The sequence below is a fragment of the Trueperaceae bacterium genome (assembly GCA_023954415.1).
Classification (GTDB): Bacteria; Deinococcota; Deinococci; order Deinococcales; family Trueperaceae; genus JAAYYF01.
The window spans coordinates 118,162-144,248 of the sequence record JAMLIB010000005.1 but is presented as its reverse complement, the minus strand read 5'-3'; the positions used below and the strand labels follow the sequence as shown (position 1 = coordinate 144,248).

Here is a 26,087-nt window from a genome sequence, read left to right as displayed (position 1 = left end):
GATTGCCAGCCCAGGCGTCAGGCGTCCTTGAACTCCGCCACGAGCGCACCGAGCGACGCCTTGGCATCGCCGAAGAGCATGCGGGTGTTGGGCTTGTAGAAGAGCGGGTTCTCGACGCCGGAGAAGCCGGGCTTCATGGAGCGCTTGAGGACGAAGCATGTCCGCGCCCTGTCGACGTCGATGATCGGCATGCCGTAGAGCGGGCTCGCCTCGTCCTCGCGGGCCGCAGGGTTGACGACGTCGTTCGCGCCGATCACGACGGCGACGTCGATGAGGTCCATACCCGGGTTGACGTCGTCCGGCTCGACGAGCTGTTCGTAGGGGACGTTGGCCTCCGCCAGCAGCACGTTCATGTGGCCCGGCATGCGTCCGGCCACCGGGTGGATGACGTAGCGGACTTCGGCGCCGTTCTTCTCCAGCAGGTCGGCGAGCTCCTTGACGACGTGCTGGGCCTGGGCCACCGCCATGCCGTAACCGGGCACGAAGATGACGCTGGTCGCGGCCTCGAGGACGTAGTAGGCGTCCTCGACGCTTATCGGCTTGATCTCACCGGCGACCGCGGTGGCGGCAGTGGTGGCACCGGAGCCGAAGCCGCTGAACAGCACGTTCGCTAGCGAGCGGTTCATGGCCTTGCACATGATCTGAGTGAGGATCAGGCCGGACGCGCCTACGAGCGAGCCGGCGACGACCAGCACGGTGTTGCCGATGGCGAAGCCGGCGGCGGCGGCGGCCACGCCGGAGTAGGAGTTGAGCAGCGAGATGACGATGGGCATGTCGGCCCCGCCGATGGGCAGAACGGCGAGCACGCCGAGCGCTAGCCCGAGGACGAGGTAGAGGATGAGAAGCGCGTAGGTGGCGGCGGGGTTGATGACGAAGAGGAGCCCAAGCACCAGCGTGGCGGCGAGGATGACGGCGTTGACGACCTGTTGGGAGGCGAACTTGATCGGTTTGCCGTCTATCCTCTCGGAGAGCTTGGCCCAGGCGAGCACGGAGCCCGTCGTAGTCATGGCGCCGACGACCACGGCCGCGAAGATCGAGACGGCGGCGACCACCCCGGAGTCGGGACGCTGGATGTACTCGTTCCAGCCGACCAGCATCGAAGCGGCGCCCCCGGTACCGTTGAGAAGCGCCACCATCTCGGGCATCGACGTCATCTTCACCGTGCGGGCCACGTAGACGCCTACGGCCGCCCCTACCGCGATGCCCGCGAGGATGATGCCGAAGTCGATGCCGGACGAGAGGAGCGTGGCTATCACTGCCACGAGCATCCCCGCCGCGGAGACGAAGTTGCCGCGGCGGGCGCTCTGCGCGCGGCCGAGCATCTTCAGGCCGAGGATGAACAGCACGGCGGCGATCATGTACAGGAGCTGAACGACCGTCGTCACTCGACCTCACTCGCCCTTCTTGCCGGCACGGAACATGCCGAGCATTCGGTCAGTGACCAGGTAGCCCCCAACGACGTTCACGGTCGCGGCGATGATGGCGACCAGAGCAAGCGCCTGACCGAACGCGCCGCCTACCTGGGTGCCCAGGATGGCCCCGACGATGGTGATCCCCGAGATGGCGTTGGAACCCGACATCAGCGGAGTGTGGAGCTGTGAGGGCACCTTGTTGATCAACTCGACACCGAGGAAGACGGCTAGAACGAAGGTCATGAACAGCAGCATCACGATCATCGGTTCGCTCCCAGGGCGGCCCTCACCCGCTCGTCCCTTACCTCGCCGCCGGCAGTGAGCAGGCACGCGCCGACTACGGCGTCCTGCGGGTCGAGGCGGAGCCCGGCGGCGTCCTTGTCCCAAGCGTGCTCTATGAGCAGGTAGAGGTTGCTGGCGTACACCTGGCTGGCGTCCTTGGCGACCCTGGCGGGCAGGTCGTCCGCGCCGACGATGAGGACGCCGTTCCCGGTGAGCACCTCCTCACCGGGCTTGGAGCCCGCGACGTTCCCACCGGTGGCGGCGGCCATGTCGACTATCACGCTCCCCTTGCGCATGCCGGCCACCATCGACTCGTCGATGATGCGCGGCGCCCGGCGCCCGAACACCTGGGCCGTGGAGACGATCACGTCGGAGTTCGCGCATATCTTGACCATCTGCTTGCGTTGCGACTCCAGTTGCTCCACGGTCAGCTCCTTCGCGTAGCCCTGCTCCGTCTGGCCCGTCTCGCCGACGTCGATCTCGACGAACTTGGCGCCGAGCGACTGCACTTGCTCCTTGACGACGGGGCGCGTGTCGTACGCCTCCACCCTGGCACCGAGACGCTTGGCCGTCGCGATGGCCTGCAGACCGGCCACGCCCGCGCCTATGACGAACACGCGGGCGGGCGGAATGGTGCCCGCAGGCGTGCTCATCATCGGGAAGGCTTTGGCGGAACGCTCGGCGGCGAGGACGACCGCGGCGTAACCGGCCAAGCTCGCCTGGCTCGAGAGCGCGTCCATCTTCTGCGCGTAGGTCGTGCGCGGAACGAGCTCCATGCACAGCGAGTCGAGCCCGAGCCTCGCCAATGCCTCTATCAGCTCGGGGTTGAAGAACGGGTCCAGGAAGCCGGCAACGCAAGCCCTCTCACGCAGCGAAGCCACCACGTCAAGCGCCGGAGGCCTGACGGTGAGCAACAAGTCGGCTGCCGGGAGCAGGCGCTCGCGGTCGGGTTCCAACCTGGCTCCGGCCTCTACGAACTCCTCGTCCCCGTGACCGGCGAGGACACCGAGGCCAGGCTCGACGGAGACGCTGGCACCGAGGCGCAGGAGCTTCGCCACCACCTGGGGGGTGAGAGCGGCACGCCTCTCGCCCAAGACGGATTCGTTGAGAGCGACGATGTTCATATTGGCCTCATCTTCGCACGCGCCTACGCCGGCGGGCACGGGGCGTCAGTCCCTCCTGGAAACCCGCAGTGGCAACGCTATACTCCACATTCGTGAAGCATCTCGGCGTACTGACAAGCGGCGGCGACGCGCCCGGCATGAACGCTGCCATCCGCGCCGTCGTCCGCACCGCCGTCCACGACGGCATCCGCGTCTCCGGCGTCTACCGGGGCTTCCAGGGCCTCCTCGACGACGACATCGTCGAACTCGGTCCGCGCAGCGTCGCGAACATCCTCCAGCGCGGCGGCACCGTCTTGCGCACCGCCCGCTGCGAGCTCTTCTACCAACCCGAAGGGCGCACGGCCGCGGCTGCGACGCTGGCACGCCACGACATCGACGGCCTCGTCGTCATCGGCGGCGACGGCAGCTTCAGGGGCGCCCAGGCGCTCGAGACCGAGCACGGCGTCAAGGTCGTCGGCATCCCGGCCACGATCGACAACGACATCAACGGCACGGACGTCTCGATAGGCTTCAGCACCGCGCTCGACATCGCGCTGGAGGCCGTCGACCGCCTGCGTGACACGGCGGCGAGCCACGACCGCCACTTCCTCGTCGAGGTCATGGGTCGGCACGCCGGCCACATCGCCCTGCACGTCGGGGTGGCGGGCGGCGCGGAGGTCATCGTCGTGCCCGAGGTCCCGCAGACGGCCGACGACGTCGTAGACCTGCTCCTCAAGGCCGAGGAGCGCGGGAAGACCTCGAGCATCGTCGTGGTCGCGGAAGGCGCGTACGCCGGCGGCGCCCGCCGTCTCCAGGAGGCGGTCGAGGCGGCGACCGGCTTCGAGCTGCGCACCGTGATCCTCGGCCACACCCAGCGTGGCGGCAGCCCGTGCTCGCGCGACAGGGTCCTGGCCTCGCGCCTTGGCTTCCACGCCGTCCGCACGCTCGCCGCCGGCAAGAGCGGCGTTATGGTCGGCACGAAGTGGCGCCAGGTCGTGAGGATCCCGCTCGCCGAGCTGGCCGACCACCCCAAACCCATCGACAGGGAGCTGCTCGAGATCGCCCAGGTGCTGGCCGTCTAGTCCCGCGGCGCAGCGTAGACCTTGGTCATCGGCCCCGAAGGGATCCTAGCTTCGCCTTCTCAGGCGCGCCTCAGGCGCACGAACGCGTCCTTGCCCTTCTGGAGCACGGCCGGCGCGCTCAGCGTGAGGCGCGCCTGGGGGTCGCTCGCCACCTCGCCGTCGACCTTCAGGCCGCGGTTCTGGACGAGGCGCCTGGCCTCGCCGTTCGAAGCCGCCAAGCCCGCGAGGACCGCGAGGCGCAGCAGCCCGACGTCGCCGGAAGCGAACTCGCCTGAGGGCACGGCGACCTCCGCCATCTCGTCAGGGATGGCGCCCTTGGCCACCTCGTCGTAACGCCGCTCCGCAGCCGCGACAGGCTCGGCGCCGTGGTAGACGCCGACGAGCGCCCTGGCGAAGAGCCGGTGCGCACCGACGGGGTCCTCGGCGAGCCGCGCTCGCAGCGCGCCGAGGTCTAGCGCCGTGCAGAGCTCCGCGTACTGCATGAGGAGCGCGTCGGCCACTTGCATCGCCTTCTTGAACATGACGTCGGGCGGCTCGGCGATCCCTATGTAGTTGCCGAGCGACTTGGACATCTTCTCCACGCCGTCCAGGCCGACGAGGAGCGGGGTGGTCAGGGCGACCTGCGGCTCCTGGCCGTAAGCGCGTTGCACGTCGCGACCCACGAGCAGGTTGAAGAGCTGATCGGTGCCGCCCAGCTCCACGTCGGCGCGGATGGCGACCGAGTCGTACGCCTGGGCGAGCGGGTAGAGGAACTCGTGCACGGAGATGGGCACGCCGCCATGGAAGCGCTTCGTGAAGTCGTCGCGCTCCAACATGCGTGCGACCGTGTAGTTGGAGGCCAGCCGGATGACGTCGGCGAAGCCGAGCGGCTCGAGCCACTCGGAGTTGTGGCGGATCTCGAGCTTCTCCGGGTCGGTGTCGAGGACCTTGACCGCTTGGGCGACGTAGGTCTCGCCGTTGCGCCTCGTCTCCTCCAACGTGAGGACGGGCCGCGTCTTGCTGCGGCCAGACGGGTCGCCGATCATGGCCGTGAAGTCGCCGATGATGAGCACGACGCGGTGCCCGAGGTCCTGGAACTGCCGCAGCTTGCGCAGGACCACGGCGTGCCCGACATGCAGGTCCGAGCTGGAGGGATCGACCCCGAGCTTCGCCCGCAACTGCCTGTCTTCCTTGGCCGCCAACCGGAGCTTCGCCAGCAGACCGCCGTCCGGCACTACATGCTCCGCCCCCCGGTTGAGCAGGGCGAGCGCTTCCGCGTGCTCACCGGCCTCCACCGCCTCCACGTCCGATGACCCGTTCACGGCGGGCAGCTTATCACGCACCCCTGGTAGCATCTGGCGGTGGTGGCGCGCCGGAACACGCGCCCGGAAGGCGGGAACATGGAACTCGTCATAGTCGGACTCGGCCGCATGGGCGCCGACATGACCCGCAGGCTGTTGCAGGGCGGGCACGCTCCGGTCGTGACGGACCTCGTGGCGGCCCTCGTCGCCGAGCTGGAGGAGGAAGGCGCGCGGGGCGGCGCCACCGTGGCGGAGGCGGCCCTCCAGCTGGCCTCGCCCCGGGTCGTGTGGTCAATGGTGCCCGCCGGCGACCCCACGGAGCGGGTCTTCAGCGAGGCCATGGCCGTGCTCTCGCCGGGGGACGTGTTCGTCGACGGGGCCAACTCCAACTGGGAGGACTCGCGTCGCCGGGCGGCCAAGGCCGACGCTGCCGGGGTGCTGTGGCTCGACGCCGGCGTGTCGGGCGGCGTCTGGGGGCTCGAGAACGGCTACAACCTCATGGTGGGCGGCCCGGAGTCGGCCTTCGAGCTCGCGCGGCCCGTGCTCGAGTGCCTCGCGCCGCCGGGCGGGCTCCTTCACGTCGGCCCGGCCGGCTCGGGTCACTTCGTCAAGATGATCCATAACGGCATCGAGTACGGCCTCCTGCAAGCCTACGGGGAAGGCTTCGAGGCGCTGGCCGCCTACCCGCATTCCGAGCTGGACCTGGCCGCCGTCGCGCGCCTGTGGCTGCGCGGCTCGGTCGTGCGGTCGTGGCTACTCGAGTTGCTCGGCGACGCGTTGGAGAGCGACCCCAAGCTGGACGGGCTGAAGGGGTACGTCGACGACAGCGGCATGGGTCGCTGGACGGTCGACTACGGCGTCGCCAACGCCGTGCCCATGCCCGCGATCACCGCTGCCCTCTACGCGCGCTTCGCGAGTCGCTCTCAGGATTCGTTCGCCAACCGCGCCGTCGCCACCCTGCGCAACCGCTTCGGCGGCCACAGGACGAAGCGCGCATGAGCCTGGCTCGAGGGCTCTCGACCGCCGCGCACCCAGACGCCGCGCCCGACCAGGCCGCGCAGACCGACCGGAGCGCGCACGGCGCTTCCCGCTCCGTCGCACGGAACGGCGCGGCCCCCGCCTGCGCCTTCGTTATCTTCGGCATAACCGGCGACCTGGCGGCGCGCAAGCTCATACCGGCGCTCTACCAGCTCCACGTGAACGGCGAGCTTGACGCGAGGACCATCATCGTCGGCTTCGGCCGCAAGCCGCTTACCGACGCCGATCTCACCGGCAACCTCCGCGAGGCCCTGGAGCGCGAGGTGCCCGACCTCGACGAGGGGGCGTGGCGCGCCCTCGCCGGGAGGATCTCGTACGTGCACGGCGACTACGCGAGCGCCGAGGCCTTCGGACGGCTGGCGACGGCGTTGGAGGGCATCGACGTCGCCGGGCGGGTCTACTACACCGCCACCCCGCCGGGCGTCTACGGCGCCATCGCCCGTTCGTTGGCCGGAGCCGGGCTGGCGAGCGAGTCGGACGGCCGCTTCTCACGCCTGGTCGTCGAGAAGCCGTTCGGTACGGACGCCGCGTCGGCCAAGGCGCTGAACGACGAGCTCCTCGAGCACTTCTCTGAGCGGCAGCTCTACCGCATCGACCACTACCTGGCCAAGGAGACGGCCCAGAACCTTGGCGTGCTGCGCTTCGCCAACAGCATGTTCGAGCCGTTCTGGAACAACCGCTACATCGACCACGTCCAGATCACGATGATCGAGCCCATGGGGGTCGAGGGGCGCGGGCAGTTCTACGAGGACGCCGGCATCCTGCGCGACGTGTTCCAGAACCACCTGCTGCAGCTCCTCGCCCTCGTCGCCATGGAGCCGCCCGTGCGCTTCGACGCGCGCAGCGTGCGCGACGAGAAGGTGAAGCTCTTCAGCGCCGTGGCCTGCCCGAACCCGCAGGAGACGGTCCTCGGACAGTACGTGGCTGGGAACGGCATGGTCGGCTACCGCCAGGAGCCGGGGGTCGACCCCCGCTCGCGCCAGGCCACGTTCGCCGCCATGCGCCTCACGGTCGAGAACTGGCGCTGGGCGGGCGTGCCCTTCTACCTGCGCTCGGGGAAGCGCCTGGAGGCCAAGGCGAGCGAGATCGTCCTGCAGTTCAAGGCGCCGCCGCACGTGCCGTTCACACTGCCGGCCCCGGTGAGGCCGGACCGGCTGATCTTGCGCATCGTCCCGGACGAGGGGATCAGCATCCGCTTCAACGGCAAGCGGCCCGGCCAGCGCGTCGAGCTGGGGCGCATCAGCCTCGACTTCTCCTACCGGGAGAGCTTCGACGGCGCCATCCCCGACGCTTACGAGACGCTGCTGCTCGACGTCATGGAAGGCGACGCCACCCTCTTCATGCGCGCCGACGAGGTGGAGGCGCAGTGGACCATCATCGATCCGCTGCTCGAGCACGCCGCCGACCCGCGGACGACTCCGCTGTTCTACGAGGCGGGCGGGCGAGGGCCTCAGGCCGCCTACGCCCTGCTCGAGAGCGTCGGACGGAGCTGGAAGCGGCCGGCCGGGGTCAAGACCGGCTGAGGCGCGTGCTAGCTTGAGCCCATGCAGCGCGTACGCATCCTGGGCGTGCCCATGGACCTCGGTGCCGGCAGGCGCGGCGTCGACATGGGGCCGAGCGCCCTCCGGTTGGCCCGCCTCGCCCCCGCACTGAGGGAGCTGAGCCACGAGGTGGTCGACCTCGGCAACGTCGACGTCCCGCTGGCCGAGACGAGCGAGCATCTGCCGAGCGCCGCCGGACCGCACCACGCAGACGCCATCGCGGCTACGTGCCGCGCCACGTTCGCGCGCCTGCGCGAGCTGCCCGCCGAGGAGTTCGTTATCGCGCTCGGCGGCGACCACTCGGTGAGCATGGGCACGGTGCCGGGCCTGAACCTGGGCCGCGCCACCGGCCTCGTCTGGGTCGACGCTCACGCCGACATCAACACGCCGGCCACCAGTCCGTCCGGCAACGTGCACGGCATGCCGATCGCGCACCTCATCGGGCTGGGGGACGAGCGTCTCACGTCGATCTGGGGCGGTGGCCGCGTCGTGGAGCCGGAGCACATCGTCTACATCGGCCTGCGCAGCGTCGACCCGGCCGAACGCGAGCTGATCCGCGAGTCGGGAGCTCTGGCGTTCTCGATGAAGGAGGTCGACCAACGCGGGATCGCGTACGTCGTGGCGGCCGCGCTCGAGCGGCTGGCGGGGCTGGAGCGCGTGCACGTGTCGTTCGACGCGGACGCGCTCGACCCGAGCCTGGCCCCCGGCGTCGGCACGCCCGTACCGGGCGGGCTCACCTACCGCGAGGCGCACCTGCTGATGGAGCTGTTGGCGGACTCGAAACGCGTGACGAGCCTCGACCTCGTGGAGGTCAACCCGATCCTCGACCGGGCCAACGAGACGGCCGGCACGCTCGTGGAGCTGACGGCTAGTCTCCTCGGCAAGCGGATCCTCTAGCCGGTCGCTCGCATGGCGCTCTTGAGCGCCGGCATCAGGCGGCTGAGCGCGGCGTCGCCCGCGCGTATCGCCGCGCCCGCGCTGCGGAAGTCGAGCCAGCTGATGGGAGGGCGCGTATGCACCTCGAAGCGCCGGCAACCGTCCGGCTCGGCGCGCTCGCATGCATCCGCGTCCGCCGCCGCCCAGCCCTCGGCGGCGAAGGCGAGCGCCCTTCCCAACCGCCCGACGGCCCCGCGCGGCCTCGTCGCGGCGAGCCGGGTCTGGAAGCGCTTGGCGCCGCTGGAGCGCATGAGCTTGCGGGCGAAGCGGATCGTGCCGGAGTCGGACGCCTCCATGCCGGCCCCGATGCCGATGGCGACATCGAGGTCGAACTCGTCGAGGGTCGAGAGGGGCACGGGTGAGCCGATACCGCCGTCGATCAGCCTGCGACCGCCGACGAGCGCGGGGGCGAACACCCCGGGGATGGCCGTGCTCGCCCGCAGCGCCTCGGCCAGCGAGCCCTGTTCGAGCAGCACGCGTTCGCCGCTGTCGATGTCCGTCGTCACGACCACGAGGCGTTTGACGAGGTCGGAGAAGTGGCGGCCCTCGAGCAGCCTGTCGAAGTACTCCTCCAGCCGCCGGCCACGGAACAGCGCCGCCCGGTGCAGGCCGAAGTCCGCGACGTACGGGAAGACGTCGCGCCTGCGCATGGCCTCGGCCTGGGCGAGGAGCTCCGGCAGGGGCCTGCCGGTGGCGTAGAGGGCGCCGACGACGGCGCCGAAGCTCGTGCCGGCGATGACGTCCGGCGCCAAGCCGTTGCGCTCGAGGCTGGCAAGGGCGCCGAGGTGGGCGTAACCGCGCGCGCTGCCGCCGCCGAGGGCGACGCCGAGCCGCAGATCGCCACGGTGATCGTGTTGGTCGTCGGACTGCACGACCAGCATGCTAAGCCAGGCGAGGTGAGACACGTGTGGCTTGAGGCCTCACTTGAGTACCATGCGCTCGTGACCTACCGTAGGAAGGCCCCTTGAGGTGAGCGCCACGCGGCATCCGGAGGCGGCGACGTCGGCGACCACCGCGCGCCCTGTGGCCGCCGCGCGGCTCACCGTGGCCGTGGTCAACTACCGCACGCCCGAGCTCGCCCTCTCCTGCCTCGAGCTCGTTCGTCGCTCGGCCCCCGGTGCCGACCTGCGGCTCGTCGACGCCGACCCCGACCCCGGCTTCGCCGACGCGCTCTCACGCAGCCACCCGGACGTCGCCTACCTCGGCGTTCCCAACCACTCCTACGCTCACGCCGTGAACGCGGGCCTCCGCGGCGCCTCGACCGAGTACGTCGCCTTCACGAACGCCGACGTCATCGTGGCTGACGGCACCTTCCCCGACCTCGTCGCCGCGCTGGAGTCTTCCCCGCAGGCCGCGGCGGCGGGGCCGTTCGTCGCGGACGGCAACGGCAAACCCCAGGGCCTCGGACCGCTGTACGCCAGGCACTACCGGCGGCTGCGCCGCTCCAGCCCGACGGGCGGGAGGCCGGCCGCCGTCGCCGTGCCGTGGCTCTCCGGCTGCCTGACGGTGGCGCGGCTGCGCGACTGGCGCGAGCTCGGCGGCTACGACGAGGCGTTCCGTTTCTACAACGAGGACCTCGACTTCGGGCTGCGGGTCTCGGAGGCCGGGCGCTCCAACCTCCTAGTGGCGACACCCGTCGTGCACCTCGGCGGCACCTCGACCCCCTCGCATCCGGCGTTCGCGCTGGAAGGGCGGCGCGGCGGGCTCCTGGTGGGTAGACGCCACTACCCGGGTTGGCTGCGCGCGGCCCAGGTCGCGTTCGTGGCGAGCGAAGCCGCGCTCGGCAGGGTGCTCGCGCGCACGCCGGGCCGCCGCGCCGCTAACGCCGAGCTGTTGCGGATGCTGCGCGCGGGCGACGTCGACGCTACGCCTTTCGGAGCCACGCTCGACGAGAGGCCGGAGTGGTGAAGGGCGTGCTCACGTGGTCGGAGGCTTGGCAGCGGTTCGGCTCCGATCCGGTCCTCTTCTACTCGGCGTGCGCCACCCTGATCCTCGTCCTCGTCTCCCTGGGGACTGGTGTCGCTCGTGGCGACGCGCTGGTGCTCGCCAAGCCCAAGGTAGCGCTGCGCATCCTCGGGGCGGTGGTACTCGGCTTCCTGCTCGAGGCGCTCGCGCAACGGCTGGGCGCCTCGCCGCCATGGGTGGTCGCGGCCGCCAACGGCGTCGCCGCGCTGCCCGTCCTCGTTGTCGCCCTCGCGTACGGTCCGAGCCTCGGTCTCCTGGCGGGGGCGCTCTTCGCCGCTTCCGTCGCGCGCGGAGCCTTCCCCGGCCTGCATGAGGCGTTCCTGACGTTGGAGCTCGTCATCCTGGGATGGCTCGCCATCTATCCGTCGCCGAGGACGGCGCGCTGGGCCGGGCCCCTGAACGCGCTCGTCGCGGGCGCCCTGACGTGGGGGACCGCGGGCACCGCGTGGCTCGCCTTCGGCGGCCAGGCGATCCGGCTGCACGACCTCCTCGCCGTCAGTCGCGCGGTGTCCGTGGAGACGGTCGTGACGGTCGCCCTGCTCTTCGCCCTCGGCCCCGCGGCCTACGCGCGTCTGTTCCCAGAGTCGCGCATCGCCCCTACTCCACCTGCGTTCGGCGGCGCCAGGCCGCCTGACGACGTGAGGCGCGAAGAGCCTCCCGACGCCCTCGCGACCGCCGAGTGGGCGCCGCAGCCCCGTCGCCGGGCGGAGCTCGTAGCGCCGGCGTTGACACCGGACGACCCGAACGCCTGAACCGGTCGGAACGTGGCGCACCGGTGGCCGCTGCCACCGCGCTCACGGACCGCGCCACGTTCCGACCGGGCCCCGCCGGCCGTAAGGGCCGTGCCGCTCGCCGGGCTCAGGCGTGGTCCGCGAGCGGCACGCTGAACCCGAAAACGTTGCCCGCCGCCACGGCGCTGCCCGGCCCGGCCCACACGGCGCCGCCCCAGCGCTGCACGATCGACCTGACGATGTAGAGCCCGAGGCCCGCGCCCTGGCCGCGGTGGCGGCCCTGCGTGTGCGGTGCGAACAGCGCCGGCACGCCGGTGGGATCGAGCGGCGCGCCCTCGTCGCGCACTTCGAGTTGGGCCATGGCGTCGGCACCCCACGCCGCGACCGTGACCGTCCCGCCGCCGGGTCCGTGCACGACCGCGTTCTCCATGAGGTTCAGGATCACCTGGAGGAGCTTGTCCTCGTCCGCCCAGACGACGAGGTCCTCCAGCTCGGTGGCGAACCGGACGTCGACGGCGTCCGCCCGCGCCCGCAGCAACGCAGCGGCCTTGGCGACGACGGCTCCGAGCGCGACGCTCCTCTCCCTCGGCGGGCGCGACTGGACGGTCAAGTCGTCGAGCAGGCGAGAGAGCCGCTCGGCTTCCGCGAGCGCGAGCGCTAGGAAGCGTTCACGGAAGCGCACCTCGCTCGGGTCGTCACCGTCCGCGGCCGGCGCCGCGAGCGCCTCGAGCGCCCCGCGAACGGTAGTGACGGGAGTGCGCAGCTCGTGCGAGAGCACGGAGAGCAGCTCCGATGCGTCGCGCTGGCCGAGCCGGAGTTCGCTCACGTCCTCGAACACGAGCCCGCCGGGGAACGCGGTCACCCTGACGGCCTTGGAGCGGAGTTCGATCTCGCCGCCAACCCCCGAGCGCCACATGGCCTCGAGCCGATGGTCACGGAACACGCCGATGGCTGCCGCTCCGCGCGCCCGTTCCCTATCGACGTCGAGGAGGAGGGCCGCCGCGTGGTTGAGGTCGAGCACGCTCCCGGAGTCGAGCAGGACGACGCCTTCCTTCAGAACGTCCCACCAGGGGAGCGCGTGCGCCGCGCTCCGGTCCATCTACCGCTCCGCCCGGCCTTGAGGGTGAGCGTCGGCGAGACGGTCGCCTCCGCACTCCCCGAGGCGGTAGCCCCGCCCCCTTACAGTGGCGACGACATCGTCTGCCACGACGGCGCGGAGCTGAGCGACGTGCTGGTCGACGGTCCGCTCCGTGCCGACGAAACCCTCGCCCCAGACCTTGTCGAGGAGCTCGAAGCGCGAGTACACGCGTCCGGGGTTGGCGGCGAGGAAGGCGAGCAGACCGAACTCCCGCGGCGTGAGCCGGCACCGTTCGCCGCGCCACGTCACCTCGCCGGCGTCGGCGTCGACGCTCAGATGGCCGACGGTCACGCGCTTGCGTGGGACGGCCCGGCGCAGGAGCGCGCGCACGCGCGCAACGAGCTCCGCGGCGGAGAACGGTTTGGTCAGGTAGTCGTCCGCACCAGACTCGAGCCCCTCGACACGCTCCGCCTCGCGGGCGCGGGCGGTGAGCATGAGCACGGGGAGCTCGGCGGCCGAGGAGTCCCGAAGGCGTTTCAAGACCGTCAGCCCGCTCTCGCCCGGCAACATCCAGTCGAGCACGACGAGGGCGGCGTCCGGCGCGGCGGCCAGCGCCTGAGCGGCGTCGGACGCCTCGCGAACGGCGAAGCCGGCCCGGCTGAGGTGGAACGCGACCACCTCGCGCACCGCAGCGTCGTCCTCGACCACCAGGACCGTTTGGGCGGCCATGCGGTCATTCTACGAGCGCTCTGTCATGGCCTCGTCTCCCCGGGGTACCGCCGCCCTGACATCGCCCTGACCCGACCGCGCTACGCTACTGGCCACATGGCGACCCCGTCGTTGACACCGCTCGAGCTCGACCTGCAGGCCATCACCGGCGACCTCGTCCGCATGCTCAGCCTGGTCAGGGAGAGTTGCGAGTGGGCGCGGCGCTCGCTCATCGACGCGGACCCGGACGGGGCGCGTCGCTGCGCCGAGCTCGACGACCTGGTGGACGGCATCCAGTCCGATCTCGAGACCAGGGTCCTCACCGTGATCGCGCGCCGGCAGCCGGCCGCCCGCGACCTACGCTTCCTCGGCGCCGCCCTGCAGATGCTGGCCGACATCGAACGCGCAGGCGACTACGCCGAGCACGTCGCGGAGGCAGGCCACCAGCTCGCGAAGCAGCCACCCATCAAGAAGTACCTGGACATGCAGCGCATCTTCGAGGTCCTGTTCGTCATGCTCGACACGACAACCAAGGCGGTGGCGGAGGCCGACGCGGAGGCGGCGCGGCGCGCCCACGCGTTGGATTCCGAGATCGACGACCTGTACGACCAGATCCAGCGCGAGCTCCTGACCTACATGCTCGCGGACACGGGCACCATCGGACGCGCGACCGAGCTCTCCGCGATAGCCCGGTACCTCGAGCGCCTCGGCGATCACCTCGAGAACGTCAACGAGCACATCATCTACTGGCTCGAGGCAGTGCGGTTATGAATCGCGGCCCGTGGTCGGCTCCTGTAGCATCTGGGCGTGACCGGCGAGGAGCGGCGCGACCCACTGGCTTCCCGGCCGCCGCGCACCGCGCGGCCGGCCGACGACCGCATGGAAGCCGAGGAGCGGCCACCGGGGCTGCTGCGTAGGCGCAAGCTGCTCGGCCGCGGCTTCCTGGTAGCCATGGCGCTCCTCCTCACCATCAACGTGGCGACGGCGGTGCGCGAGCGGGGCGGCGAGGTGGCGGCCGCCACGTTCGGCATGGTCGCCGATGGCCTCAGGCGCGCGGCCCAGGCGCTGCCGGGAGCCGGCGAGGTGCGCGTCTACCGTGCCGGACCCGTGCGCTGGCTGGCCAACCGCGTCATCGGCCCCGTGAGGGTCGGCCTGCAGGTAGGCCACCTCGACGCCGGCTCACAACCGGACGAGCTCGCCACCCTCCGTTACAGCACGGGCGGTCATTACGCAGGCTTGGACGAGGTGAGCGTGAACGCGGCCATCGTCGACGCGTTGGCCGCGAGGCTTCGCGCCCGCGGCGCGGTCGTCGACGTGCTGCCTGCCACCGTTCCGCCACGCTACCGGGCGGACCTCGTGATCTCGGTGCACATCGACTCGAACCCTGACACCGCCCGCTCCGGTTACAAGAGCGCCCACTTCTGGCCGGCCCGCAACCCGCGCGAGCTGCAGCTGAAGCTGCAGGTCGACCGGGCGGTCCTCAAGGCCACGCGCATGCGCGACGACGACGCCAACGTTTCCGGCAACATGTTCGAGTACTACGCCTTCAACGACCGGCGCTTCGAGCACACCGTCGACCGCGGCACGCCCGCCCTGCTCGTCGAGCTCGGCTACCTCTCCAACCCCGACGACCGGCGGCTCCTGGAAGCGCCTGACGCGCTGGCCGCCGCCCTGGAAGACGGCATCGTTACGTATCTGACCAGCATGGGGCGCGTCCCTGACAAGTGGTAGCCTGCCCGCGTAGATGGTCGCCACGCGCCCCCTCAGTCATGCGTCCCCGTTCCGCCGTGCCGCTCGTACCCCGCCCAGGCTGGCCGCGGCGTTGCTGCTGCTGAGCGCGCTGCTGGCCTTGGCCGCCTGCAAGCCGCCCGGCGACCGGGCCGAGGGCGGCGCCATCAAGGTCACCGCCCGGCTCGCCGGCGAGGCGCACCCCGGCATCGTGCCCGTGGTGATCGAGGTGTCGGAAGGGGGCGTCCCGGTACTCGGCGCGAAGGTCGAGGTGGAAGGCGACATGACCCACCCCGGCATGGCGCCGGCCATGGCGACGGCGACGGAGGTCGGCGGCGGCACCTACCGGGTCGACGACCTGGTACTCGGCATGGCGGGCGACTGGATCGTGAGCGTGAACGTGACCACCTCGGGCGGCCAGCGGGCCGTCGGCGAGCTCCTGACCAGCGTCCGGGCGCGATGACGCCCGCGCGCAGCGCCGGCGCCGTGGAGTTGCCGCTCGCCGCCGGACCCTACGTGGACCAGCCGCGGGGTTTCGACCTCTTCAGGCTGCCAGGTGTGCGGCGGTTCGTCCGTTGGAAGTACGCCAGGTTCGCACTGCAGCTCCCGCTCCTACTCCTCGCCCTGTTCGTGATCGTCGACGGGTTGACCGGGCGCCAGCTGGCGCCCCGCAACGTCGCCACCACGGCGACGTGGCTGCACTACCGGGGCCTCGTCGTCCTCGCTCTGGCGCTCTTCGGCAACGCCTTCTGCGCCGCCTGCCCCCTAATGCTCACGCGTGGAGCCTCGCGCCGCTTGAAGCGGCTGCTCCCGGCGGACCTCCGGTTCCCCCGCGCCTTACGCAACAAGTGGCTCGTGCTTGCCATCACGCTGGCCTACTTCATCGCCTACGAGGCGTTCGACCTCTGGGCGAGCCCATGGCTCACGGCCTGGCTGGCCGTCGGCTACTTCGGGTCGGCACTCGTCGTCGACACGCTCTTCCCGGCCGGCACGTTCTGCCGGTACGTCTGCCCCCTCGGCAACTTCAACTTCGCGCTCAGCGCGGCCTCGCCCACGCAGATCGTCGCCGTGGATCCCGACGTGTGCCGGCAGTGCGTCCATAAGCCGTGCCTGCACGGCCGCATGAGCACCCCGAACGGGGCGGCGCCCGCCCGGGCCGCGTCGTCGGCGATCATGACGGCGCCCGCCAGGGCGGCGTTCATCCCTACGAGCGAGATCGTGAGCCCGAACGGGAGCGGCTACTTCCCGGGCTGTGAGAGCGACCTCCTCGTACCCACCATCACGTCCAACCTCGACTGCACCTTCTGCTTCAACTGCGTGCGCGCGTGCCCTTACGACAACGTGGCGTTGAGCGTCAGGGCGCCCGGGCGCGAGTTAGGCAAGGAGCCGTGGCGCAAGCGGTTCGGGGCGAGCGCCTTGGCGCTCGGCGTGCTGCTGACGTTCTGGGGCGTCGTGAACGCGTTGGCCATGACCTCCCCCTTCTTCGCGTTCACCGGTCGGCTCTCGGAGGCGCTCGGCACGCGCAGCGAGGCGCTCATCCTCGGCCTGACCTACCTCGGGGTGACGACCGCTGGACTGCTCGCCGCCGCCGCGTCCGCGTGGGCGGCGGACCGGCTGGGAGGGAAGCGCTCCTCCGCCCTCACCGCGTTCCGACGGTGGGGTTACGTGACGGTCGCGCTCGGCTTCGGCTTCTGGGGGGCGCACTACGTCTTCCATTTCTTGACCGGCGCGCTTAGCGTGGTGCCTGTGTTCGAGCATTTCTTCGAGTACCGCGGCTTCCCGCTCGACCCCCACTGGCGCCTCGCGCAGGTCGTCCCCACCAGGTGGCTCTTCCCCATCCAGGCGCTGCTCGGCGCCGTCTACGCCGGCCTCGGTCTGGCGACGGCCGTGCGCATCGGCGTCCGCGACTTCGGGCTGCGGCGCGGCGTGCTCGCCATGTGGCCGCTGGCCATCTACGTCCTCGGCTTCCTGGCGCTGCAGCTCGTCATCCTGGCCCAACCCATGGAGATGCGCGGCACCCTCGCGGGGCCCCTGCCTTGAAGCCGGCCAACGACCGGCGTCCGGCCGCGAACGCGCCGAGCGAACCGCGGCGCGCAGTCCCCGACCGACGCCGCACCCTGCGCGCGCTCGGCGTGCTGGCGGCGCTCGCCCTCATCGTCGTCTGGACGGCGGTGGCGGCGGGCGCGGCCGACGGGCGTGCGGACCCGGCCAGGGGCGCCGAGGCGCCGCAGGCGCGAGCGGACGGCGGCTCCATGCGGGAGCCCGCCTCAGACCGCCTGGAAGCGCCGGCCGACCGGGAGCTCGAACGGTCGGAGCCCGCGACGCCGGAGCCGACCGCGACGCTGCCGGAGCCGACCGACCAGCCCGCCGCCGCCGGGCAGACCGACCCGCGACAGGCCTCCGCCGAGGAGCAGCCGGCATGTACCTACGCCGACGACCCCGCCCCGCTCGGGACCGTGGACCAGTGGCAGTACACGGTCCTGGATACGCGCTTCAGGCTGGCGAGCGACTACGCGCCGGACGACCTGGTGGAGCTCGCCGTGGCCCTCGCGGACGTCGCACCGGGAGCGGCGCCAGCGGGCATGACGCTAAGGGCCGTCGTCCTGCCCGACCTCCGGGAGCTCCTGACTGCGGCGGACGCGGCCGGCGTGGCGCTCGCCGTCCAGTCCGCCTACCGCTCCTTCGCCTACCAGGAGTCCACCTTCGCCTACTGGGTGAAGGAGGACGGCTACGACCAGGCGTTGCGCTCGAGCGCCCGGGCCGGCCACTCCGAGCACCAGCTCGGCACGGCCATGGACCTGCGCAGCCTCGCCGGGCCGGAGCCGTGGGACCTGGATGACTGGGCGACCACCCCGGAGGGCGCGTGGGTCGCGGAGAACGCCTGGCGCTACGGCTTCGTCATGAGCTACCCGCCCGGCAAGGAAGGCGTCACCTGCTACATGTACGAGCCTTGGCACTACCGCTACGTCGGGCGCGAGCTGGCCGCGGACGTCCGCGCGTCCGGCCTCACCCTGCGGGAGTACCTGCTGAACCGTTCGGTGGCCGATGGGCGCTGACCATCGGGCGTGTGCCGTGCGGCGCGCGTGCCCGCGCGTGCCTGCGGCTCGCCCGGTCCTCCGCGTCGCCCGGGCGCAGGCGCGCGCAGGCGCGCGCCTGGCGGCGGCGCTGGCGTGCGCCACGCTCCTCGTGTGGCGGCCGGCCGACGCCCACGCCACGCTCGTCATCGGGAAGCTGAGCGTGGCGCCCGACCCGCCCGTGGCCGGCGAGCCCTTGCGGATCGACCTGACCCTGGAGGACACCCTCCTCACCCCCGTCGAGAAGGCCCGGGTGAGGGTCGAGCTGCGGGCGCTGGACCGCGACGGCCCGCCGGTGCCCGAGAGCGTCGTCGGCACGGAGGCGAGCGAGTTCCTGGCCGTCACTCCCGACGAGGCCTCCGGCCAGTTCGCCGAGGGCGCGGCGGAGGGGAGTTACCGCGGCACGCTCCGGGCCCCTGCCGCGGGCACGTACACGCTCAGTGTGCGCGACACGACCTTCCTGAACGAGGAGGCGATCGCCAACGTGCCGCTCGAGGTCGGCGGCGCGGTCAACGGCGCTATCCCGTTCGTGCTGCCGCCGACGCCCGTCGCCCCCCGCTCGCTGTCGACCTGGCTGATCTGGCTGGTCGGGATCCCCCTAGTCGTCGGCGCCGGCGTCACGGTCCTCGTCTTGCGCCGAGCCCCGCCCGAGGGCGGGGCCGCATGACCTTCTTCGACCAGACCTGGGGCACGTGGCTCAACGTGGCGACCGTGGTCGGGGGCGCCGCCATCGGTCTTGCGGTGAGCGGCAAGCTGCCGTCTCGGATCACCGAGGCCGTCATGCAGGCCATCGGCCTCGTGACGGTGTACATCGGCATCGCGAACGCCTTCGACCTGGCCAAGGTCACCGACCCGCCCGGCGTGATCGTCGGCCTCATGGCCCTCGCCATCGGGGCGCCCCTCGGGGAATGGTGGCGCATCGAGGCCGGTCTCGAGCGGCTCGGCGTGCTCCTCAAGGCGCGCCTGAAGGGCAAGGGGCGGTTCACGGAAGGGTTCGTCGCGGCCTCCCTCCTCTTCTGCGTCGGTCCGCTGACGCTCCTCGGCAGTATCCAGAACGGTCTATCTGGAGAGGCGGGCTTCCTCGTCCTCAAGTCGGCGCTCGACGGCTTCTCGGCGCTCGCGTTGGCGGCCAGCTTCGGCTTCGGCGTCCTCGCCTCCGCCCTCGTCGTGCTCGTCTACCAAGGGGGCCTGTCGCTGGCTGCCGGGGCGTTCTCGAACCTGATACCCGACCCAGCCGCCGACCCGCGCGTGCTGCTCGTCAACGGCGTCGGCGGGCTCATGATCGTCGCGCTCGGCTTGGGGCTCCTCGACGTCAAGCGCCTCAGGGTGGCCGCCATGCTGCCCGCCCTGCCGCTGGCGGTGCTCTTCTACTGGGTGGTTGGGCTCGTCTTGGGGCGCTGAGCCCTGGCTCCGGCACCAGCGCCGAAGACCAGAGCCGCAGCGAGCAAGGCCGCAGCGGCCTAGGTCGGCGCGCGTGCTAGCATGCCGCGGATGACGCGGACAGACGACCGTCTGGAGCACCTGCAACGCCTCGCACGACTGGAGCTCGCGCCCGACGAGGCAGCCGAGGTCGCTTCCGACCTGGGCACGCTCCTCGACTACCTGGCCCGGCTGCAAGCCGCCGACGTCGAGGGGGAGGACGAATGGCGCCCACCCCTAGCGCCGGCCACCGCCATGCGGGCCGACGTCCTGGCGCCGTCCCTACCCACCACCACGGCCCTGGCGCTGGCTCCCGCCGCCAAGGACGGCTTCTTCGAGGTGCCGCGCACGCTCGAGGACGACTGAGGGCGCGAGCCGCCCCGGACCGACGACCGGCCCGGGGGCCTAGCCGCTCACTCCAGCCTGGCCGCCCCCAGGTAGTCGCGCAGCGCCCCCGGCACGCGCACCGCGCCGTCGGCCTCCTGGTAGGTCTCGACGAGCGCCGCGATCGTGCGCGGGAAGGCCAGCGCGCTGCCGTTCAAGGTGTGGACGCTCTCCGTCTTCCCCTTACCCGTCACGCCGCCCGGACGCGCGCGCGTCCGCAAGCGGCTCGCCTGGAACGCCTCCATGTTGCTGACGCTCGAGACCTCGAGCCAGCGCCCCTGACCCGGGCTCCAGACCTCCAGGTCGTACTTCTTCGCCTGGGTGAAGCCGAGGTCGCCCGTGCACATGAGGAGGCGCCGGTAGGCGAGGCCCAGCTCCTCCAGGAAGCCCTCCGCGATCCTCGTCATCTCCTCGAGGGCCGCGTACGAGCCCTCTGGCGCGCAGAACTGCACCATCTCGACCTTGTCGAACTGATGGACGCGGTTGAGGCCGCGCACGTCCTTGCCGTGGCTGCCGGCCTCCCGGCGGAAGCACGGCGTGAACGCCGTGTACTTGATGGGCAGCTCCTCCAGCGCGAGGATCTCGTCCCTATGCACGTTGGTGACGGGCACCTCCGAGGTGGGGATCAGGAAGAAGCCGTCCGTGACCTCGTACATCTGGCCTTCCTTGTCCGGCAGCTGACCGGTGGCGGTCGCCGAGGCCGCGTTGACCATCAGAGGCGGGACGATCTCCACGTAGCCGGCCACGGCCAGGCGGTCCAGGAAGTAGTTGCGCAGGGCGCGCACGAGCCGCGAGCCAGCGCCCTTGAATACGGGGAAGCCGGCGCCGGCGACCTTGACGCCCACCTCGAAGTCCACCCAGCCCCGCGCCGCCATGAGCTCCCAGTGCGGGCGCGGCTCGAACGCGAACGTCGGCTTCTCGCCCCACTCCTTGGCCACGACGTTGTCATGCTCGCTCACGCCGTACGGCACGCTCGCGTGCGGCAGGTTGGGCACCTCGAGGAGTAGCGCGTCCAACTGCGTCTGAAGCGAACGCTCCCTGTCCTCCAACCGCTTGACCTCGTCGGACAGGCCGGCCATGGCGGCCATGAGCTCGCCGGCATCAGAGCCCTCGCGCTTCAGCTGTCCGACGAGGCGGGCGTTGGCGTTGCGCTCGGCCTGCTTCTCCTCGAGGTCGCGTTTGAGGAGCCGGTGCTCCTCGTCGACGAGCAGCAGCTGGTCGAGCTTCTCCAGGGCGTCCGGCATCTGTTTGTCTGAGATGGCGCGCCGGACGGCGGCGGTGTTCTCGCGGATGAAGCGCAGGTCGAGCATGGCGGTCATCATAACGACGCCGCGCGCCGGTCCGGGCCTGCCCGGTGCCGCCGCGCCCGGAGGCAGGCCAGCGCGCGCGTCCCCTCGGCGCCGTGCCCTACGCGTAGCCGCCCCGCTCGGGGCCTGATGCCCAGTTCCTCGCAGCGGATCGGCCGGGTCAGCGGGTATGCTCCCCCTGACCGGGCCGAGTCGAGGAGCCTGGGCCAAGGTGGCTTTGACGTGTTCAGACGCATCTTCGCGAACGACACTACTACCCGCGCGCCGGAGGCGATCGCCACGTGCGAGGGGCTCCTGCATGCCAGGAGTGCCAAGGAGCGGGGCACCGAGGTGCTGAAGGCCCTCGCCGGCTACCTGCCGGGCGACGTGCGCGGTTACGTGGTCGGCGGGGACGCCGGCCGCGGCTACACGTTCGAGGCTCAACTCGGGTACGACGACGCCCTGCTCCGCCTGCCGGCCATGAACGGCCCCTGGCGCAGCGTCGGCCCGCGCCTGGTGCCGAACCTGGTCGCCGAGCTCTTCACGAGCAACGAGGCGGGCGTCCGCTCCGACTACGGCAACCTCGGCCTACGCGAGGCCACGAGCGCGCTCGTCGTGCCCGTGGCCGGTCGCTACGAGCGCCACGGCGCGCTCGTGCTGCATAGGCACGGCCAACCCGGCTTCACCGACGAGGACGTGAAGCTGGCCACGCGCTGGGGCGCTGTCCTCGGCGAGGCCCACGACCGCGCGACCGAGCTCCGCATGGCCAAGCTAAGCCTCGTGCAGTTCACCCGCGCCTTCGTACAGGCGTTCGAGGCCGTCGACTTCGCCCAGCTTGGCCACGCCGAACGCGTGACGGCCTACGCCCTCGCCCTCGGCCGCGCCATGGGCTCGACCCGGGCGCAGCTGGCAGACCTCTACTTCGCCGCCATGCTCCACGACATCGGGAAGCTCGGCAACGGGCTCGACCAGAAGATCGAGGACCTCGACCACCCGCAGCGCGGCGCCAACATGGTCGCGGCCAGCGACCTCCTCGCCCCGGCCGCCGAGGGCATCCGCCACCACCACGAGGCGTGGGACGGCTCCGGCTTCCCTGACGGCCTGCGCAAGGAGGACATCCCGCTCCTGGCGCGCATCGTCGCGGTCGCGGACGCGTTCGACCTCCTGAGCAGCGAACGCGGCGAGGCCCTACCCATGCGCGACGTCGAGAAGGCGCTCGACGCCAGGGCCGGCAAGACGCTCGACCCGGCCGTCGTGGCGCTCCTGATGAACGTGCTGCGCCAGGGCAGGAGCACCCAGGAGCTCAGCCAGCTGAGCGACGGCGACCTCCCGTTCTGAGCGTCCGCCTGGCGCTGCAGCCAGCGAACGCGGGCCCGACAGGTGGTACGCTTCGACCCATGTCGGTCGAGGTCATGAGCTTCCGGTACACCTACCGCGGCAAGCCAGCCGGCACGCAGGTCATCAAGACGGAGCTCAAGGGTCGCCACACGCAGCTGGAAGGCAAGGCGCAGTTCCAGGGCGCGCTGGGCAACGCCACCGTGGTGCAACGCAGCCGCTGCAGCGCCGAGCGGTTCTTCTCCCTGCGTTACCTCGAGGAGACGCAGGAACGGAACGAGTCGCGCAGCTTCGACGTGACGTTCGACCCGCAGACGGGGCTCGTCTCCGCCGTCAAAGGTCAGAAGGACCAGGCGAGCGTCCCGTACCTCGTCTCCTACCGCGACCCCCTATCTTTGCTGCACGAGCTCAGGACGATCGGTGAACGCGCCGAGCCGGTGCTCATCCCCCTCCTCGGCAAGACGGTCAGCGTCCAGTACGGCGGTGAGGTGGAGCTGGACGGCCCGTTTGGCCCGCGCCGCGCGCGCGCGTACGTCATCCACCCCGGGCAGAGCGTCGTCTACGTGGATAACCAGGCGCCGCATCACATCCTCAAGCTCACCCAACGCCTGGCCGACGGGCATCTCGACGCCCTCCTCATCAAGGTCGCGAGCGAGGCGGCGCTCGAGCCGTTCGGCGAGGCGCCCGTCCGCGGCGGCCGCAGGCGTGGCGGGGGCGGGGGCGGGGGCAACGGCGGCAAGGCCCAGGACAAGGGCGAGCAGCGCGGACCCCGCCGCCGGCCGCGCCGCCGCCGGCGCGCTTGACCGCCACGGGATGACGCGAGGCCCTGCCGCGGCCGCCACCGCTTACGCCGAGGCGCTCCAGTGGCTCTACGCCAGGACCCGCTCCGGTGGCAGGCGCACCAGCGCGAGGGCGGCCACGCTCCTGCGCGAGCTCAGCCTGAAGCCGCCGACCCCGACGGCCGTGGTGGTGGGCACCAACGGCAAGGGCACCGTCTCCACTATGCTCGCGCGCGGCCTGAGCGCTTCCGGTGCTCGCACCGGCCGGTTCCTCTCGCCTCACGTCGAGGAGTTCCGCGAGCGCGTGGCCGTGGACGGCGTGCCCGTCTCAGAGGCGGCGCTCGTGGCGTTCGTCGAACGTGCCAGACGCCTCGACGACGCCTGGCCCCACGACGAGGGGCTGCGGCCTGCGTTCTTCGAGTGGACGCTAGCCTTCGCCCTCGAGCGGTTCGCGGCGAGCGCGGACGCCTGCGTGCTCGAGGCCGGCGTCGGCGGCCTGCACGACGCCACGCGCGCCGTAAGGCCCGTCGATGTCGTCGTGCTCACGAACGTCGACCTCGACCACATGGACACGCTCGGCACGACGCTCACCGCCATCGCTTCCGATAAGGCGGGCGCCTTCCGCGCAGGCGTTCCGGTCGTGTGCGGCGCCTCCCAGCCGGAGGTGGTCGCTGTCGCAGCGGCGCAGGCCGCGAGGCTCGGCGCGCCTTTCCACCTCGACCCGTTCGTCTCGGACACGTCGCGGAACGCCGGCGCGGCGAGCGACGGCCTCTTCGAACTTCCGCGCGCCGTCGCGGACGACCTCGCTGCGCCGCCGACCGGGGCGCCGTCCGGGACGCTCGCCGGCGCCAACGCCAACCGGCGGGCCAACTCGCGTCTGGCCGCGGCGGCGCTCCGGCTCCTCGCCGTTCCGGAGCCGGCCGTCGCCGCCGGCCTCCGCGCCCCGGCCCTCCCCGCACGCTTCGAACGTTTCCTGGTGCAAGGCGACCGCGGCGGTGAGCTGCTCGTCGTCCTGGACGGCGCGCACGACCCGGCCGCCGCTGCGCGGCTGGCGGCAGAGGTGACACCCGGCTACACCCTCCTCTTCGGGGCCCTCGCCCGCAAGCAGGGCCAGCGGGTGCTCGACACGCTCGCGCCGCGTGCGGCCACGGTGATCGTCACGGAGGCCGCGCGCGGCGAGACGCCGACGGCGGTGTGGCCCGGCGCGACCGTGGTGGCGGACACCGCGGCCGCCCTCGACGCGGCCACGGCTGCCGCGCGCGCCGCCGGCGCCCCGCTCCTGCTCGTGGCCGGATCGCTCTACCTCGCCGGGCTCGTGCGGCCGTTGCTCACGCAGCGCGGCGCGCGCCTGCCCGACCCCTGGGAGCAGCTCGCCGTGACGAGCCGTTGACGGCGGACCTACTGTTACACTCGGCGGCGGTATGACGACCATCCGGGACCTCGAAGCTGCATCTCGCATAGCGGCGAACGCCGCCACCGGACCGGGCCGCGTCGGCTTCGTCAGCCTCGGCTGCCCGAAGGCGCTCGTCGACTCGGAGCGCATCCTGAGCCAGCTTCGGGTGGAAGGCTACGCCGTCGTGCCCGGCTACGACGAGGCGGACGTGGTCGTCGTCAACACGTGCGGCTTCATAACCCCGGCCGTCGAGGAGTCGCTGGAGGCGATCGGCGAGGCGCTCAGGGAGAACGGCAAGGTCATCGTCACGGGCTGCCTCGGCGAACGCCCCGAGACGATCCGCGAGCGCCACCCCAAGGTCCTCGCCATCACGGGCCAGGCGGACGTCGGCGGCGTCATGAGCGCGGTGCACGCGGCCTTGCCTAGGGCGCACGACCCCTTCACCTCCCTCCTGCCGGTGGCGGGCACGCGCGGCGCCGTCGCCGACCCGGCGTTCGTCAAGCTGACGCCGCGCCACTACTCGTACCTGAAGATCGCGGAAGGGTGCGACCACCGCTGCAGCTTCTGCATCATCCCCAAGCTCCGTGGCGACCTCGCGTCGCGCGACGCCGGCGATGTCCTCTACGAGGCCACGCGTCTCGTCGCCACCGGCACCAAGGAGCTCATGGTCATCGCCCAGGACTCCAGCGCCTACGGCAACGACCTGCGCCACCGGACGAGCGAGTACCAGGGGCGAGCCGTGCGCGCCCACCTCGTCGACCTGGTCAAGGAGCTCGGCGAGCTGGGCGCCTGGGTCAGGCTCCACTACGTCTACCCCTACCCGCACGTGCGCGACCTCATCCCACTCATGGCGGAAGGCAGGCTCCTGCCCTACCTCGACGTCCCGCTGCAGCACGCGAGCCCGCGCATCCTGCGCGCCATGCGCCGCCCCGGCGGCGCGCGTAGCCACCTGGAGACCATCGAGGCCTGGCGCGCCGTCTGCCCGGACCTCACGCTCCGCTCGACCTTCATAGTCGGGTTCCCCGGTGAGACGGAGAGCGAGTTCACGGAACTCCTCGACTTCCTCGCACAGGCGCGCCTTGACCGCGTCGGCGCGTTCACCTACAGCGACGTGCCCGAGGCCGACGCCAACGGCCTGCCTGACGCGGTGCCCGAAGAGGTCAAGCAGGAGCGCTACGCGCGGCTCATGGAGTTGCAGCAGGCCATCTCGGCGGAGAAGCTCCGAGCGAAGGTCGGCACCGTGGTGGACGCCATCGTCGACGACTACGGCAGCGCCCCCGGCGAACTCGTCTGCCGCTCCAAGGGCGACGCGCCCGGCATCGACGGCAACGTCCTCGCCGACTCCGACGGCACCGTCAAGATCGGCGACCTGGTCAGGGTTAGGGTTACCGAGGCGGACGCCTACGACCTACGGGGCACGGTCGTCGAGCAGCCGGCGTGGCGCCCCGCCGTGCTGGGAGGCCGGACGTGGACCCCGGCAGAGGTCGGCCACTTAGCCGACGCCAAGCGCCGCTGAACCACCGTCCAAGCAGG

General features: G+C 71.5%; 26 protein-coding genes. 18 read left to right on the top strand and 8 right to left on the bottom strand.

The window, feature by feature from the left end; translation table 11 throughout:
- Positions 1-17: 17 nt before the first annotated feature.
- From M9914_07775 to M9914_07765, 3 genes are read right to left on the bottom strand one after another with little or no spacing between them, the layout of a single operon-like run.
- A complete protein-coding gene (locus tag M9914_07775; protein ID MCO5174078.1) occupies positions 18-1,385 on the bottom strand; it encodes an NAD(P)(+) transhydrogenase (Re/Si-specific) subunit beta in 1,368 nt (455 codons plus the stop codon).
- A 6-nt stretch (positions 1,386-1,391) separates the two neighbouring features.
- A complete protein-coding gene (locus M9914_07770) occupies positions 1,392-1,676 on the bottom strand; it encodes an NAD(P) transhydrogenase subunit alpha (protein ID MCO5174077.1) in 285 nt (94 codons plus the stop codon).
- Entirely contained in the window at positions 1,673-2,818 is a 1,146-nt protein-coding gene (locus M9914_07765; protein ID MCO5174076.1) for an NAD(P) transhydrogenase subunit alpha, read from the bottom strand. The genes M9914_07770 and M9914_07765 overlap by 4 nt, the downstream gene beginning before the upstream one ends.
- 92 nt (positions 2,819-2,910) lie before the next feature.
- Between M9914_07765 and pfkA the strand changes: the two genes are divergently transcribed.
- Positions 2,911-3,879, top strand: a complete 969-nt coding sequence (gene pfkA, locus M9914_07760) for a 6-phosphofructokinase (protein ID MCO5174075.1) — start codon at positions 2,911-2,913, stop codon at positions 3,877-3,879.
- Positions 3,880-3,938: 59 nt separating this feature from the next.
- On the opposite strand, the gene tyrS is transcribed toward pfkA, so the two are convergent.
- Positions 3,939-5,180, bottom strand: a complete 1,242-nt coding sequence (gene tyrS / locus M9914_07755) for a tyrosine--tRNA ligase (protein ID MCO5174074.1) — start codon at positions 5,178-5,180, stop codon at positions 3,939-3,941.
- 78 nt (positions 5,181-5,258) lie between these two features.
- Between tyrS and gnd the strand changes: the two genes are divergently transcribed.
- The 3 genes from gnd to rocF are packed head-to-tail and all read left to right on the top strand — an operon-like array spanning position 5,259 to position 8,635.
- Positions 5,259-6,158, top strand: a complete 900-nt coding sequence (gene gnd / locus M9914_07750) for a decarboxylating 6-phosphogluconate dehydrogenase (protein ID MCO5174073.1) — start codon at positions 5,259-5,261, stop codon at positions 6,156-6,158.
- Entirely contained in the window at positions 6,155-7,720 is a 1,566-nt protein-coding gene (gene zwf / locus M9914_07745; protein MCO5174072.1) for a glucose-6-phosphate dehydrogenase, read from the top strand. Before gnd ends, zwf begins: the two co-directional genes overlap by 4 nt.
- Before the next feature lie 21 nt (positions 7,721-7,741).
- Entirely contained in the window at positions 7,742-8,635 is an 894-nt protein-coding gene (gene rocF / locus M9914_07740; GenBank protein MCO5174071.1) for an arginase, read from the top strand.
- Here rocF and M9914_07735 read toward each other — a convergent pair.
- On the bottom strand, positions 8,632-9,546 hold the full coding sequence (locus tag M9914_07735) for a patatin-like phospholipase family protein (GenBank protein ID MCO5174070.1): 915 nt from the start codon (positions 9,544-9,546) through the stop codon (positions 8,632-8,634). The two genes, rocF and M9914_07735, sit on opposite strands and share 4 nt — an antisense overlap.
- Positions 9,547-9,643: 97 nt before the next feature.
- Between M9914_07735 and M9914_07730 the strand changes: the two genes are divergently transcribed.
- Together M9914_07730 and M9914_07725 are read left to right on the top strand one after the other, a co-directional pair.
- Positions 9,644-10,582 (top strand): glycosyltransferase, encoded by a 939-nt coding sequence (locus M9914_07730; GenBank protein MCO5174069.1) that lies wholly within the window; start codon positions 9,644-9,646, stop codon positions 10,580-10,582.
- Complete coding sequence (locus tag M9914_07725) at positions 10,579-11,391, top strand: hypothetical protein (GenBank protein ID MCO5174068.1); 813 nt, start codon at positions 10,579-10,581, stop codon at positions 11,389-11,391. The genes M9914_07730 and M9914_07725 overlap by 4 nt, the downstream gene beginning before the upstream one ends.
- A 106-nt stretch (positions 11,392-11,497) precedes the next feature.
- Here the strand turns inward: M9914_07725 and M9914_07720 are convergent, their stop codons facing one another.
- Positions 11,498-12,469, bottom strand: a complete 972-nt coding sequence (locus tag M9914_07720) for an ATP-binding protein (GenBank protein ID MCO5174067.1) — start codon at positions 12,467-12,469, stop codon at positions 11,498-11,500.
- Positions 12,470-13,177: a response regulator transcription factor gene (locus M9914_07715; GenBank protein MCO5174066.1), complete on the bottom strand. Its 708-nt coding sequence runs from the start codon at positions 13,175-13,177 to the stop codon at positions 12,470-12,472. It lies immediately after the preceding gene.
- 96 nt (positions 13,178-13,273) lie between these two features.
- Here M9914_07715 and phoU point away from each other — a divergent pair, with 96 nt between their 5' ends.
- From phoU to gatC, 8 genes are all read left to right on the top strand, one after another.
- Positions 13,274-13,927 (top strand): phosphate signaling complex protein PhoU, encoded by a 654-nt coding sequence (gene phoU, locus M9914_07710; GenBank protein MCO5174065.1) that lies wholly within the window; start codon positions 13,274-13,276, stop codon positions 13,925-13,927.
- Positions 13,928-13,963: 36 nt separating this feature from the next.
- On the top strand, positions 13,964-14,887 hold the full coding sequence (locus tag M9914_07705; protein ID MCO5174064.1) for an N-acetylmuramoyl-L-alanine amidase: 924 nt from the start codon (positions 13,964-13,966) through the stop codon (positions 14,885-14,887).
- 13 nt (positions 14,888-14,900) lie between these two features.
- Complete coding sequence (locus M9914_07700; protein ID MCO5174063.1) at positions 14,901-15,347, top strand: FixH family protein; 447 nt, start codon at positions 14,901-14,903, stop codon at positions 15,345-15,347.
- Positions 15,344-16,924: a hypothetical protein gene (locus M9914_07695; GenBank protein ID MCO5174062.1), complete on the top strand. Its 1,581-nt coding sequence runs from the start codon at positions 15,344-15,346 to the stop codon at positions 16,922-16,924. Before M9914_07700 ends, M9914_07695 begins: the two co-directional genes overlap by 4 nt.
- Positions 16,921-17,940 carry a M15 family metallopeptidase gene (locus tag M9914_07690; protein ID MCO5174061.1) on the top strand — a complete coding sequence of 340 codons (1,020 nt, stop codon included), beginning with the start codon at positions 16,921-16,923 and terminating at the stop codon, positions 17,938-17,940. The genes M9914_07695 and M9914_07690 overlap by 4 nt, the downstream gene beginning before the upstream one ends.
- A 37-nt stretch (positions 17,941-17,977) precedes the next feature.
- On the top strand, positions 17,978-18,625 hold the full coding sequence (locus M9914_07685; protein MCO5174060.1) for a hypothetical protein: 648 nt from the start codon (positions 17,978-17,980) through the stop codon (positions 18,623-18,625).
- Entirely contained in the window at positions 18,622-19,359 is a 738-nt protein-coding gene (locus M9914_07680; GenBank protein ID MCO5174059.1) for a DUF554 domain-containing protein, read from the top strand. Before M9914_07685 ends, M9914_07680 begins: the two co-directional genes overlap by 4 nt.
- Positions 19,360-19,449: 90 nt before the next feature.
- Complete coding sequence (gene gatC / locus M9914_07675) at positions 19,450-19,743, top strand: Asp-tRNA(Asn)/Glu-tRNA(Gln) amidotransferase subunit GatC (protein ID MCO5174058.1); 294 nt, start codon at positions 19,450-19,452, stop codon at positions 19,741-19,743.
- A gap of 47 nt (positions 19,744-19,790) precedes the next feature.
- On the opposite strand, the gene serS is transcribed toward gatC, so the two are convergent.
- Positions 19,791-21,071, bottom strand: coding sequence for a serine--tRNA ligase (gene serS, locus M9914_07670; protein ID MCO5174057.1), 1,281 nt, complete (start codon positions 21,069-21,071; stop codon positions 19,791-19,793).
- Positions 21,072-21,932: 861 nt separating this feature from the next.
- On the opposite strand from serS, the gene M9914_07665 reads away from it, so the two are divergent.
- Genes M9914_07665 through rimO form a run of 4 tightly spaced genes read left to right on the top strand, consistent with a single transcriptional unit; the run spans position 21,933 to position 26,070 of the window.
- Positions 21,933-22,385, top strand: a complete 453-nt coding sequence (locus tag M9914_07665) for an HD domain-containing protein (GenBank protein ID MCO5174056.1) — start codon at positions 21,933-21,935, stop codon at positions 22,383-22,385.
- Between the two features lie 59 nt (positions 22,386-22,444).
- Complete coding sequence (locus M9914_07660) at positions 22,445-23,185, top strand: DUF3108 domain-containing protein (protein ID MCO5174055.1); 741 nt, start codon at positions 22,445-22,447, stop codon at positions 23,183-23,185.
- 10 nt (positions 23,186-23,195) lie between these two features.
- Entirely contained in the window at positions 23,196-24,551 is a 1,356-nt protein-coding gene (locus tag M9914_07655) for a Mur ligase family protein (GenBank protein ID MCO5174054.1), read from the top strand.
- A 31-nt stretch (positions 24,552-24,582) separates the two neighbouring features.
- Positions 24,583-26,070 carry a 30S ribosomal protein S12 methylthiotransferase RimO gene (gene rimO, locus M9914_07650; protein ID MCO5174053.1) on the top strand — a complete coding sequence of 496 codons (1,488 nt, stop codon included), beginning with the start codon at positions 24,583-24,585 and terminating at the stop codon, positions 26,068-26,070.
- Positions 26,071-26,087: the final 17 nt, after the last annotated feature.